This is a genomic window from Enterobacter sp. Acro-832, assembly GCF_011752745.1.
Lineage (GTDB): Bacteria > Pseudomonadota > Gammaproteobacteria > Enterobacterales > Enterobacteriaceae > Enterobacter > Enterobacter quasiroggenkampii.
Genome location: NZ_VWWX01000013.1, coordinates 15,257 through 26,385 on the forward strand (window position 1 = coordinate 15,257; position 11,129 = coordinate 26,385).

Here is an 11,129-nt window from a genome sequence, read left to right on the forward strand (position 1 = left end):
CATGCGCCATCGTAAGAGTGGTCGTCAACTGAACCGCAACAGCAGCCATCGCCAGGCTATGTTCCGCAACATGGCAGGTTCACTGGTTCGTCATGAGATCATCAAGACGACCCTGCCTAAAGCGAAAGAGCTGCGTCGCGTAGTTGAGCCGCTGATTACTCTTGCCAAGACTGACAGCGTTGCTAATCGTCGTCTGGCATTCGCCCGTACTCGTGATAACGAGATCGTGGCAAAACTGTTTAACGAACTGGGCCCGCGTTTCGCGAGCCGTGCCGGTGGTTACACTCGCATTCTGAAGTGTGGTTTCCGTGCAGGCGACAACGCGCCGATGGCTTACATCGAGCTGGTTGATCGTTCAGAGAAAGCAGAAGCTGCTGCAGAGTAATCTGCAGTAACGTAAAAAAACCCGCTCCGGCGGGTTTTTTTATATCCGCGATATCCCCACTTCTCTACAATGTCTGTATCAATTCTGTTCATCCTCTGGAGCTGGTAATGTGGTTGCTCGACCAGTGGGCAGAATGCCATATTCGCGATGCCCAAAAAAAAGGTGAATTCGACGATCTTCCGGGACGCGGCGGACCCCTTGTGCTTGACGATGACTCGCACATTGCGCCTGAACTACGGGCGGGCTACCGTTTACTGAAAAATGCAGGCTGTCTCCCACCGGAACTTGAACAGCGCAGAGAGGCTGTTGAACTGGCCGATCTACTGAAAGGGATCCGTCAGGACGATCCGCGACATTCTGAACTGAGCCGCCGTCTGGCCCTGCTTGAACTTAAGCTACGCCAGGCAGGAATGAACACTGACTTTCTGCACGGTGAATACGGTGAAAGCTTGTTGCGGAAAATTAACGAGGGGTAGTTATGTACCGTATCGGTGAACTTGCGAAGCTTGCGAACGTCACGCCGGATACCATCCGATATTACGAAAAGCAGCAGATGATCGACCATGAAGTCCGTACTGAAGGTGGCTTTCGACTTTATACCGATAACGATCTGCAGCGCCTGCGGTTTATTCGTTATGCGCGCCAGCTCGGTTTCACATTAGACTCGATCCGCGAGCTATTATCGATCCGCATCGATCCGGCACATCACACCTGCCAGGAGTCTAAAAGCATTGTGCAGGCCCGGCTGGATGAAGTGGAAGCACGCATTCAGGAACTGCAAACCATGCAGCGCTCTCTGCAAAGGTTGAATGATGCCTGCTGCGGTACGGCTCACAGCAGTATTTATTGTTCCATACTGGAAGCCCTTGAACAGGGGGCCAGTGGAGAAACCGAGGACTGTTGATTTTTAGTCCATCCGGATCTAGACTCCCGTCGTCATAAACCATGCTCAGGAGAATTTATGAGCCGCTATCAGCACACGAAAGGACAGATAAAAGATAATGCCATTGAGGCACTACTTCACGACCCGCTATTCAGACAGCGTGTTGAGAAGAATAAAAAAGGGAAAGGGAGTTATCTGCGTAAAGACAAGCATGCAAAACGGGGTAACTGGGAGGCCAGTGGCAAACAAGCGAATCGCTTATTTACCACTGGCCTTCCTGCTTTAAGCTTTCGATTAAACGCGGTTGTTCTGCTCTTTTAACAGATCGCGAATCTCACTCAGCAGCACTTCTTCTTTTGTAGGCGCAGGCGCCGCTGCCGGCTCTTCTTTTTTACGGTTCAGCTTGTTGATCAGCTTGATAGCCATAAAAATGGCAAACGCCACAATCACGAAATCAAATACGTTCTGAATAAATACGCCGTAGTGCATCACGACTGCCGGAACATCACCTTGTGCTTCACGCAGCGTGAAAGCGAATTGTTTGAAATCAATGCCCCCGATCAGCAACCCTAAAGGTGGCATGATAATGTCGGCCACTAATGATGAAACAATCTTGCCGAATGCCGCACCAATAATGACACCCACTGCCAAATCCACCACGTTTCCGCGCATCGCAAATTCGCGAAATTCTTTAATAAAACTCATTTTGTTCTCCTTGTGCCAGCTGACGTCTATAAGTTTAACAAATGATTAGCTAATTGCCATTCGGGATAATTAAACGTTATGAAAAATAAAAGGCACAGAAATGAAAAGGATAAAGGTCGGGTGCACTTTTTCAGGCACCCGACACATTAAAGGAAGAATGGGCTTGGCTGGAATAAACGTTCGACGTCGGTAATAAACTTTTTATCGGTAAGGAACATAATAACGTGATCGCCTTGCTCAATACGTAAATTATCATTGGCAATCATGACATCATTTCCGCGCACGACGGCACCGATAATCGTTCCCGGTGGCAGCTTAATTTCGTCTATCGAACGGCCCACGACGCGTGACGTGGTTTCATCTCCGTGCGCCACGGCTTCAATGGCTTCCGCGACACCGCGGCGGAGCGATGACACCCCGACAATATCGGCTTTACGCACATGGCTCAGGAGCGCGGAAATGGTCGCCTGCTGAGGTGAAATGGCAATATCAATGACGCTGCCCTGCACCAGATCAACGTATGCCCGACGCTGGATAAGCACCATGACCTTTTTGGCCCCCATGCGTTTGGCGAGCATGGCGGACATTATATTCGCTTCATCGTCGTTGGTGACGGCAATAAAGAGATCAACTTGATCAATATGCTCTTCAGCCAGTAATTCCTGATCGGACGCATCGCCATAAAATACGATCGTATTTTGCAGTTTTTCCGCCAGTTCAGCAGCACGCTGCTGATCGCGCTCGATCAACTTCACGCTGTAATCTTTTTCCAGCCGGTGTGCCAGGCCTGCACCGATATTGCCGCCGCCGACCAGCATAATGCGTTTATAGGGTTTTTCGAGACGCTGAAGTTCACTCATCACCGCACGAATATGCTGTGAAGCTGCAATAAAGAAGACTTCATCACCGGCTTCGACAATCGTGGAGCCCTGCGGGCGGATTGGCCTGTCGTGACGGAAGATGGCTGCGACGCGCGTATCGATATGCGGCATGTGCTCGCGCATGGTGGAAAGCGCATTGCCGATCAATGGCCCGCCGTAATAGGCTTTAACGACGGCCAGGCTCACTTTACCTTCGGCAAAGTTCACTACCTGCAGGGCGCCCGGATATTCGATCAGACGGTAGATATTATCGATAACCAGCTGTTCTGGGGCGATGAGATGATCAATAGGGACCGCTTCTGAGTTAAACAGCTTCTCAGCATCGCGGACATAGTCCGGAGAGCGGATGCGCGCGATTCGGTTTGGCGTGTTGAAAAGCGAGTAGGCCACCTGACAGGCCACCATATTGGTTTCGTCAGAACTGGTCACCGCAACCAGCATATCGGCATCGTCAGCGCCCGCCTCACGAAGAACGCGCGGGTGTGAACCATGGCCCTGCACAACGCGCAGGTCAAATTTGTCCTGCAAAACACGCAGGCGATCGCCGTTGGTATCCACGATGGTGATGTCGTTGTTTTCGCCAACCAGGTTTTCCGCCAGCGTTCCGCCAACCTGTCCTGCGCCCAGAATGATAATCTTCATATCTCGTGACCTGTTCTCAACATCACTCTTTGATTAGCTTAGCGTAAAAGAAGCCATCACCCTCTTCTGCACCCGGCAGATTCTGCTGACCCGGGCATTCAGGCGTTCCCGTATCGCGCAGCGCCGCGTCCGGGGTACGTTTAAGGAAGGCCGCGATTTGCTGACTGTTTTCTTCAGGAAGTACCGAGCAGGTCGCATACACCAGCGTGCCGCCGGGCTTGAGATGCGGCCAGATGGCGTCGAGGATGTCGGATTGCAGCTGGGCAAGTTCGTTAATATCACGATCGCGGCGCAGCCACTTGATATCCGGATGACGACGAATCACGCCGGTTGCAGAGCAGGGGGCATCCAGCAAAATGCGATCGAATTGTGTTTCACCACACCATTCTGCGGGTTTGCGTCCATCGCCTTGCTTAACCTGCGCCTTCATGCCCAGGCGCTTGAGGTTGTCATAGACGCCTGAAAGACGCTGCTCATCAACGTCCACCGCCATCACGCTGGCCTGTGGAGCCACTTCAAGAATATGCGTCGTTTTGCCCCCTGGCGCGGCGCAGAGATCGAGGATCTGCTCACCGTTTTGGGGTTCAAGCCAGGTCATGCAACCCTGAGCAGAAGCATCCTGTACCGTTACCCAACCCTCTTCAAAGCCGGGTAATGCATTTACCGGTGCAGGCGATGCTAAGCGCACGGCATCAGGGTATGCGTCATGGGTGAAGCCGCTCATTCCAGCTTCTTCGAGTAATGCCAGCCATGCGTCACGGGTGTGGTGATTCCGATTCACGCGTAACCACATTGGCGGACGCTGGTTGTTGGCATCAGCAATGCCCTGCCACTGCTGCGGATAAGCTTTTTTCAGGCGCTTCAACAGCCAGTCCGGATGCAGGAAGCGCGCTTCGTTTTGGGCAAATTCAGCCAGAAGCTCATCCTGCTGTCGCTGGAACTGACGCAATACGCCGTTGATCAGCCCTTTCAACTGAGGACGTTTAATCGCAACGGCACCTTCCACCGTCTCTGCCAGCGCAGCGTGAGGTGGGATGCGGGTATGAAGAAGCTGATAAAAACCCACCATAATCAAATAATGTACGGTGCGCTGCTTGCCCGTCATTGGGCGGGACATCAGCTTGTTAATCAGCCACTCAAGCTGAGAGAGTGTGCGCAGGACGCCAAAGCAGAGCTCCTGAAGCAGGGCTTTATCTTTATCAGAAACTTTTTGCTGCAGGGGAGGCAGGACGTTACTCAATGACTGGCCCTGCTCGATAACCTGCTCGACGGCCTGGGCCGCCATACTGCGTAGATTTTGTTTTTTCATAACCGTAAAAATAAAAATGCCCGGAAACACCGGGCCTTAAGAATAAATTTGCTCAGGCAAGGCGATTGCCCGGGATAAACCATTCACGACGGGAATTTAACAGATCCTGAGCGCTCATGGCTTTCTTACCGGCCGGTTGGAGCGATTCAAGATTCAAAATCCCTTGCGCAGTCGCCACCTGGATACCGTTCTTGCTGGCATCAATAATCGTACCGGGTTCCGCCGTCGTCGCACCGCTAATGACGGAGGCCTTCCAGACTTTTACTGGCTGCTCATCAATTTCCATCCAGCTCATTGGCCACGGATTAAAAGCGCGAATGCAGCGTTCAAGTTGAGCGGCGGACAGGGACCAGTCGATACGCGCTTCTTCTTTGCTCAGCTTTTCGGCGTAGGTTACCAGCGCGTCATCCTGAACTTCCGGTTTTGCCGTATTGTCAGCAAGCTGCTGAAGCGTCTCGATAAGACCTTGTGGGCCAAGGTCTGCCAGTTTGTCATACAGCGTGGCGCTGGTATCGTCTGGCGTAATGGGGCAGGCCAGTTTATACAGCATGTCGCCGGTGTCTAAACCTACGTCCATCTTCATGATGGTCACGCCCGTTTCGGCATCACCCGCCCACAGCGCGCGCTGGATAGGTGCTGCGCCACGCCAGCGTGGGAGCAGAGACCCATGCACGTTGATACAACCCAGGCGCGGCATATCAAGCACGGCTTTGGGCAGAATTAAACCGTAAGCCACCACCACCATTACGTCGGCATTCAGGTCAGCAATCAGTTGCTGATTTTCCTGCGGGCGCAGCGATGCGGACTGAAAAACGGGAAGCCCATGCTCTTCTGCCAGCACTTTGACCGGGCTCGGCATCAGTTTTTTGCCGCGACCAGCAGGACGGTCCGGCTGGGTAAAGACGCCAACAACCTGGTGACCAGACGATAACAGCGCGTCAAGATGACGCGCTGCAAAATCAGGGGTTCCCGCGAAGATAATACGTAGTGTTTTAGACACGATGATCCTTGTATCCGGGGGGATGTTATGCGCGAGAACGCAAACGATCCAGTTTCTCTACTTTCTGACGAATACGCTGCTGTTTCAGCGGCGAGAGATAATCGATAAACAGTTTACCGACCAGGTGATCCATCTCATGCTGAATACAAATTGCCAGCAGGTCGTCTGCCTCCAGTTCGAACGGATTACCGTCACGATCCAGGGCGCGAATTTTCACTTTTTCGGCACGAGGCACTAACGCACGCTGTTCAGGAATAGACAGACAGCCTTCCTCAATACCGGTTTCGCCACTCTTTTCGAGCAGCTCAGGGTTGATCAGCACCAGGCGGCCATCGCGATTTTCCGAAACATCAATCACGATAATACGCTTGTGAATGTCCACCTGCGTCGCCGCCAGGCCAATGCCTTCTTCGGCGTACATGGTATCGAACATATCATCAACGATACGCTGGATTTCTGCATTCACTTCTTTGACCGGTTCAGCGACGATGCGAAGGCGCTCGTCCGGAATATGTAACACTTGCAAAACTGCCATAAATTTCCAGAGTCGTGTTCAGGAGTTGATAAGAATACTCCCTCTATTCTAGACAAATCCCCCATCGATTGACAGCATCAGTGACCAATCGCAATGATTGCGGAGAGCGCTTATGGCAGGGGAAAGGATGACGTCTACCGAGATTTGGCTACGGCTCATGCACACAGGTTCTCTGTGTGGTGATGTCATGGTGGAAGCGGCTGCACGATTGCAGAGGCAGGAAGGCATCGATACGCTTGTCTTAAGAAATGCTGGACTGACAGCAAAGCAGGCTGAACGGTTCGTTGCGTTCGATGAGAGTGAGCTGGAACGTAGCCTGATATGGCTTGAGCAGCCGGGACATCATTTATTAACGGCCAATCATTCCCTTTATCCCCCTTTGCTCCGCACGATCCCTGACTATCCCGGGGCTTTATTCATAAAAGGTAACCCTGAGACGCTTAATACCGTTCAGCTGGCGGTGGTAGGCAGTCGTGCGCCGTCATGGTACGGCGAGCGATGGGGGAAAATCCTGTGCGAACAACTTTCACATAGTGGTTTCACGATTACCAGCGGGCTGGCCTGTGGTATTGACGGCGTTGCCCACAGCGCGGCGCTGTCAGTAAAAGGACGAAGTGTCGCGGTGCTGGGGAACGGTCTTTTTAGCATTTATCCACGCCGGCATCAGGCATTGGCGATGCGGCTTATTGAGTCTGACGGTGCGATAGTGTCTGAGTTTCCGCTTTCCGCGCAGCCCCGACCGGCAAATTTTCCGCGTCGTAATCGCATCATCAGCGGCCTTAGCAAAGGCGTGTTGGTGGTTGAAGCCGCGCGGCGAAGCGGTTCGCTGGTCACGGCACGGTGCGCGCTCGAACAGGGGCGAGAAGTCTTCGCCTTGCCAGGCCCGATAGGTAATCCCGGATGCGAGGGACCGCACTGGCTGATTAAGCAGGGGGCAACACCGGTAACGGAAGTCGGGGACATTCTTGAAAATTTGCAATATGGGCTGCAATGGCTGCAGGAAGATCCCGAAAAGCGACAATATTCATCAGATCAGGGAAAGGTGGCATTGCCATTTCCCAAGCTCCTGGCTAACGTAGGAGATGAGGTAACACCTGTTGACGTTGTCGCTGAACGTGCCGGCCAACCTGTGCCAGTAACGGTAGCACAGCTACTCGAACTGGAGTTAGCAGGGTGGATCGCAGCTGTACCCGGCGGCTATGTCCGATTAAGGAGGGCATGCCATGTTCGACGTACTGATGTATTTGTTTGAGACTTACATCCATAACGAAGCAGAAATGCGAGTGGATCAGGACAAGTTGACACAGGATCTTACCGATGCGGGATTTGAGCGGGAAGATATCTACAATGCGTTGATGTGGCTGGAAAAACTGGCTGATTATCAGGAAGGCCTTGCCGAACCGATGCAGCTTGCTTCTGACCCATTGTCTGTACGCATTTATACCGCTGAAGAGTGTGAACGGCTGGACGCCAGCTGCCGGGGATTCATTTTATTCCTTGAGCAGATTCAGGTGCTAAACCTCGAAACGAGAGAAATGGTGATAGAGCGCGTCATGGCGCTGGATACGGCAGAATTTGAACTGGAAGATCTCAAGTGGGTGATCCTGATGGTTCTGTTTAATATCCCGGGCTGTGAAAATGCCTATCAGCAAATGGAAGAATTACTCTTTGAAGTGAATGAAGGTATGCTGCACTAATTCAATGTGCAGCACCAAGAGTTGTTATGGCCAAATCAGCACTGTTCACGGTGCACAAAAACGAGCCCTGCCCGCAGTGCGGGGCTGAACTTGTTATTCGGTCCGGGAAACACGGCCCGTTTCTCGGTTGTTCTCACTATCCGGAATGTGATTATGTTCGTCCTCTGAAAAGCCAGGCGGATGGACATATCGTCAAAATTCTGGAGGGTCAGCTGTGCCCTCTCTGCGGTGGCGAACTCGCGCTACGCCAGGGGCGTTTCGGCATGTTTATTGGATGTAGCCGCTACCCGGAATGTGAACATACGGAACAAATTGATAAGCCTGATGAAACGGCAATTGCCTGCCCTCAGTGTCAGCGCGGTCAGCTTGTACAGCGCCGTTCCCGTTATGGTAAGACCTTCCATTCGTGCGATCGCTACCCTGACTGCCAGTTCGTTATCAATTTTAAGCCGGTAGCGGGAATCTGCCCTCATTGCAATTATCCGCTACTGATAGAGAAGAAAACCGCGCAAGGCATGAAACGCTTCTGCGCCAGTAAACAATGTGGAAAGCCGGTAACGGCGGATCAATATAGTGAATAATAACCTGCCATCAGGCTCCATTGCCCATGCAGTGGACGTACTGAAAAATGAAGAAGTCATCGCCTATCCAACTGAAGCTGTTTTTGGGGTCGGTTGCGATCCTGACAGCGAGACGGCTGTGAGCCGTCTGCTTACCCTGAAACAAAGACCCGTCGAGAAAGGACTGATTTTGATCGCTGCGAATTACGAGCAGCTTAAGCCCTATATTGATGACTCTATGCTAACGCCAGCACAGCGCGAGACAATCTTCTCCGCGTGGCCTGGACCGGTCACCTTTGTTTTCCCGGCGCAGCCGACAACTCCGCGCTGGTTAACCGGACGCTTTGATTCCCTTGCCGTTCGCGTCACTGACCATCCGCTGGTGGTGGAGCTGTGCCTTGCATTTGGTAAACCACTGGTCTCAACCAGCGCCAACCTGACCGGGCAGCCGCCATGTCGGACAACCGAAGAAGTGCTGGCGCAGTTCGGGAATGACTTCCCTGTCGCTGTCGGTGAAACGGGAGGGCGCCTGAATCCATCTGAAATTCGCGACGCTTTGACCGGCGAACGTTTTCGCCAGGGGTAATCTCATGGAAACCTATGCTGTTTTTGGTAATCCCATTGCACACAGCAAGTCACCGTTGATCCATCAGCAGTTCGCGGAGCAGCTGCAGATAGATCACCCCTATGGTCGCGTACTGGCGCCAGTGGATGCCTTTATCCCTACGCTTGAGGCCTTTTTCGCCGCGGGGGGCAAAGGCGCGAATGTGACGGTCCCGTTTAAAGAAGAAGCCTTCGAACGTGCGGATGAGCTGACCGAACGCGCTTCACTTGCTGGTGCAGTCAATACCCTAAAACGGCTTGAGGATGGACGCCTTCTGGGGGACAACACCGACGGGATTGGTTTACTCAGCGATCTGGAAAGACTCTCCTTTATCAAGCCCGGTTTCCGGATTCTGCTGATTGGCGCGGGTGGCGCATCGCGGGGCGTTTTGTTGCCTCTGCTTTCACTGGACTGTTCGGTGACCATCACGAACAGAACCTTTTCCCGGGCAGAAGCGCTGGCGGCGTTGTTTGCGCATACCGGCAGCGTGAGCGCGGTAGCGCTTGACGATCTTGCCGAACGTGAGTTCGATCTTGTCATTAATGCCACATCCAGCGGCATCAACGGTGAGATCCCAGCGATCCCCGCTTCGCTGGTCAGTGCGCATATGTACTTCTATGACATGTTCTATCAGAAAGGGAAGACGCCTTTCCTGAACTGGTGTGAACAACACGGCGCGAAACAGTTAGCCGATGGACTGGGAATGCTGGTGGGGCAGGCTGCGCATGCGGTGCTGCTCTGGCACGGCGTGTTGCCTGCGGTCGAGCCGGTCATTGAAAAGCTAAAGCAGGAGCTTTCGGCGTGAATCAGGCTATTCATTTCCCGGACAGAGAGAGCTGGGATGAGCATAAACAAGCGGTCTGTTTTCCGGTGCTGGTGCAGGGCATGCAACTTACCTGCGCCATCCATGGAGAAACGCTGTTGCATCGTTTTGGCGGCACAGACCCGCTAGCGGTATTTTGCGAAAATCGCTGGGATCTTGAAGAGGAAGCCAGCGATTTAATCCGCGAACAGCAGGAAGACGATCAGGGCTGGGTTTGGTTATCCTGATCCAGATAGTCATTCTTCCATTTTACGTAGTTGTTCGCCGAGTATTTTAATCCTTCGATCTCTGCCTCCTTAAGGGGGCGGATCTGTTTTACCGGACTTCCCAGATAGAGATAACCGCTCTCCAGCCGTTTGTTCTGCGGGACCAGGCTACCGGCACCAATCATTACGTCATCTTCTACTATGACGCCATCCAGCAAAATCGACCCCATGCCAACAAGGACGCGATTTCCGATCGTGCAGCCGTGGAGCATCACTTTATGGCCGACGGTAACATCCTCTCCAATGATGAGGGGATGACCCTCGGGGTTATAGGAGGATTTGTGCGTGACATGCAGAACGCTACCGTCCTGAATGTTGGTACGTGCACCAATCGACACATAGTTAACATCTCCCCTGATGGCGACGAGCGGCCAGATGCTGACATCTTCGGCCATTCGCACATCACCAACGACCACGCTGCTGGCATCGATCATCACGCGATCGCCTTTTTGGGGGAACAGATCTTTATAAGGACGCAATACTGCAGACATATCTACCTCTAAGAATGAGCGCTATACAGAAGACTTTGATCGTATTAATGGATCGAGGCAAGGCAAAATACGTCAATATTTAAGCAGATCGGGCGGGATTTCAGCGAAAAGCGCGGAAAATCAGCAGTCGGAAAAAAAGATCTAAAAAATACTTGTGCTAAAAATTGGGATCCCTATAATGCGCCTCCATCGACACGGCAGATGTGAAACACTTCACAGACAACGCGGTCGGTTGAAGAGAAAAAATCCTGAAATAACGGGTTGACTCTGAAAGAGGAAAGCGTAATATACGCCACCTCGCAACGGTGAGCGAAAGCCGCGTTGCACTGCTCTTTAACAATTTATCAG

General features: G+C 52.5%; 16 protein-coding genes. 10 read left to right on the plus strand and 6 right to left on the minus strand.

Features of this window, described 5'->3' with window-relative positions:
* Window position 1: 1 nt before the first annotated feature.
* The 4 genes from rplQ (at window position 2) to F3J31_RS23055 (ending at window position 1,589) form a co-directional block, all read left to right on the plus strand.
* The gene (rplQ, locus tag F3J31_RS23040; RefSeq protein WP_001216368.1) at window positions 2–385 is read left to right on the plus strand and encodes a 50S ribosomal protein L17; all 384 of its coding nucleotides are present in this window, start codon (window positions 2–4) and stop codon (window positions 383–385) included.
* 107 nt (window positions 386–492) lie between these two features.
* Complete coding sequence (locus F3J31_RS23045; RefSeq protein ID WP_167215695.1) at window positions 493–861, plus strand: DUF1992 domain-containing protein; 369 nt, start codon at window positions 493–495, stop codon at window positions 859–861.
* Window positions 862–863: 2 nt separating this feature from the next.
* Window positions 864–1,289 (plus strand): Zn(2+)-responsive transcriptional regulator, encoded by a 426-nt coding sequence (zntR, locus tag F3J31_RS23050; RefSeq protein ID WP_021242972.1) that lies wholly within the window; start codon window positions 864–866, stop codon window positions 1,287–1,289.
* 57 nt (window positions 1,290–1,346) lie between these two features.
* Window positions 1,347–1,589 carry an alternative ribosome-rescue factor A gene (locus F3J31_RS23055; RefSeq protein ID WP_045909530.1) on the plus strand — a complete coding sequence of 81 codons (243 nt, stop codon included), beginning with the start codon at window positions 1,347–1,349 and terminating at the stop codon, window positions 1,587–1,589.
* Here F3J31_RS23055 and mscL read toward each other — a convergent pair.
* From mscL to def, 5 genes are all read right to left on the minus strand, one after another.
* Window positions 1,563–1,973, minus strand: a complete 411-nt coding sequence (mscL, locus tag F3J31_RS23060; RefSeq protein WP_025759210.1) for a large-conductance mechanosensitive channel protein MscL — start codon at window positions 1,971–1,973, stop codon at window positions 1,563–1,565. The genes F3J31_RS23055 and mscL overlap by 27 nt on opposite strands.
* 146 nt (window positions 1,974–2,119) lie before the next feature.
* On the minus strand, window positions 2,120–3,496 hold the full coding sequence (gene trkA, locus F3J31_RS23065) for a Trk system potassium transporter TrkA (protein WP_025759209.1): 1,377 nt from the start codon (window positions 3,494–3,496) through the stop codon (window positions 2,120–2,122).
* 22 nt (window positions 3,497–3,518) lie between these two features.
* The gene (gene rsmB / locus F3J31_RS23070; RefSeq protein ID WP_167215698.1) at window positions 3,519–4,805 is read right to left on the minus strand and encodes a 16S rRNA (cytosine(967)-C(5))-methyltransferase RsmB; all 1,287 of its coding nucleotides are present in this window, start codon (window positions 4,803–4,805) and stop codon (window positions 3,519–3,521) included.
* A gap of 52 nt (window positions 4,806–4,857) precedes the next feature.
* Window positions 4,858–5,805: a methionyl-tRNA formyltransferase gene (gene fmt / locus F3J31_RS23075; protein ID WP_167215701.1), complete on the minus strand. Its 948-nt coding sequence runs from the start codon at window positions 5,803–5,805 to the stop codon at window positions 4,858–4,860.
* Between the two features lie 25 nt (window positions 5,806–5,830).
* Window positions 5,831–6,340, minus strand: coding sequence for a peptide deformylase (gene def / locus F3J31_RS23080; protein ID WP_008503479.1), 510 nt, complete (start codon window positions 6,338–6,340; stop codon window positions 5,831–5,833).
* A 127-nt stretch (window positions 6,341–6,467) separates the two neighbouring features.
* On the opposite strand from def, the gene dprA reads away from it, so the two are divergent.
* Genes dprA through F3J31_RS23110 form a run of 6 tightly spaced genes read left to right on the plus strand, consistent with a single transcriptional unit; the run spans window position 6,468 to window position 10,251 of the window.
* The gene (gene dprA / locus F3J31_RS23085; RefSeq protein ID WP_048030966.1) at window positions 6,468–7,592 is read left to right on the plus strand and encodes a DNA-protecting protein DprA; all 1,125 of its coding nucleotides are present in this window, start codon (window positions 6,468–6,470) and stop codon (window positions 7,590–7,592) included.
* Entirely contained in the window at window positions 7,564–8,037 is a 474-nt protein-coding gene (gene smg / locus F3J31_RS23090) for a DUF494 family protein Smg (RefSeq protein ID WP_008503477.1), read from the plus strand. Before dprA ends, smg begins: the two co-directional genes overlap by 29 nt.
* A 26-nt stretch (window positions 8,038–8,063) precedes the next feature.
* Window positions 8,064–8,618 (plus strand): topoisomerase DNA-binding C4 zinc finger domain-containing protein, encoded by a 555-nt coding sequence (locus F3J31_RS23095; protein ID WP_045909528.1) that lies wholly within the window; start codon window positions 8,064–8,066, stop codon window positions 8,616–8,618.
* Window positions 8,611–9,183: an L-threonylcarbamoyladenylate synthase type 1 TsaC gene (tsaC, locus tag F3J31_RS23100; protein ID WP_008503475.1), complete on the plus strand. Its 573-nt coding sequence runs from the start codon at window positions 8,611–8,613 to the stop codon at window positions 9,181–9,183. Before F3J31_RS23095 ends, tsaC begins: the two co-directional genes overlap by 8 nt.
* A gap of 4 nt (window positions 9,184–9,187) precedes the next feature.
* Window positions 9,188–10,006, plus strand: a complete 819-nt coding sequence (gene aroE / locus F3J31_RS23105; RefSeq protein WP_045909527.1) for a shikimate dehydrogenase — start codon at window positions 9,188–9,190, stop codon at window positions 10,004–10,006.
* Entirely contained in the window at window positions 10,003–10,251 is a 249-nt protein-coding gene (locus F3J31_RS23110; RefSeq protein WP_023345007.1) for a DUF1488 domain-containing protein, read from the plus strand. Before aroE ends, F3J31_RS23110 begins: the two co-directional genes overlap by 4 nt.
* Here the strand turns inward: F3J31_RS23110 and F3J31_RS23115 are convergent.
* Window positions 10,227–10,781: a gamma carbonic anhydrase family protein gene (locus F3J31_RS23115; protein WP_048226939.1), complete on the minus strand. Its 555-nt coding sequence runs from the start codon at window positions 10,779–10,781 to the stop codon at window positions 10,227–10,229. The two genes, F3J31_RS23110 and F3J31_RS23115, sit on opposite strands and share 25 nt — an antisense overlap.
* Window positions 10,782–11,129 lie beyond the last annotated feature (348 nt).

Coding starts and splice junctions, on each gene's coding strand:
- F3J31_RS23095 (WP_045909528.1), top strand. CDS start 8,064: ATGGCCAAATCAGCACTGTTCACGGTGCACAAAAACGAGCCCTGCCCG.
- F3J31_RS23115 (WP_048226939.1), bottom strand. CDS start 10,781: ATGTCTGCAGTATTGCGTCCTTATAAAGATCTGTTCCCCCAAAAAGGC.
- trkA (WP_025759209.1), bottom strand. CDS start 3,496: ATGAAGATTATCATTCTGGGCGCAGGACAGGTTGGCGGAACGCTGGCG.
- smg (WP_008503477.1), top strand. CDS start 7,564: ATGTTCGACGTACTGATGTATTTGTTTGAGACTTACATCCATAACGAA.
- F3J31_RS23045 (WP_167215695.1), top strand. CDS start 493: ATGTGGTTGCTCGACCAGTGGGCAGAATGCCATATTCGCGATGCCCAA.
- dprA (WP_048030966.1), top strand. CDS start 6,468: ATGACGTCTACCGAGATTTGGCTACGGCTCATGCACACAGGTTCTCTG.
- def (WP_008503479.1), bottom strand. CDS start 6,340: ATGGCAGTTTTGCAAGTGTTACATATTCCGGACGAGCGCCTTCGCATC.
- rsmB (WP_167215698.1), bottom strand. CDS start 4,805: ATGAAAAAACAAAATCTACGCAGTATGGCGGCCCAGGCCGTCGAGCAG.
- aroE (WP_045909527.1), top strand. CDS start 9,188: ATGGAAACCTATGCTGTTTTTGGTAATCCCATTGCACACAGCAAGTCA.
- zntR (WP_021242972.1), top strand. CDS start 864: ATGTACCGTATCGGTGAACTTGCGAAGCTTGCGAACGTCACGCCGGAT.
- mscL (WP_025759210.1), bottom strand. CDS start 1,973: ATGAGTTTTATTAAAGAATTTCGCGAATTTGCGATGCGCGGAAACGTG.
- rplQ (WP_001216368.1), top strand. CDS start 2: ATGCGCCATCGTAAGAGTGGTCGTCAACTGAACCGCAACAGCAGCCAT.
- F3J31_RS23055 (WP_045909530.1), top strand. CDS start 1,347: ATGAGCCGCTATCAGCACACGAAAGGACAGATAAAAGATAATGCCATT.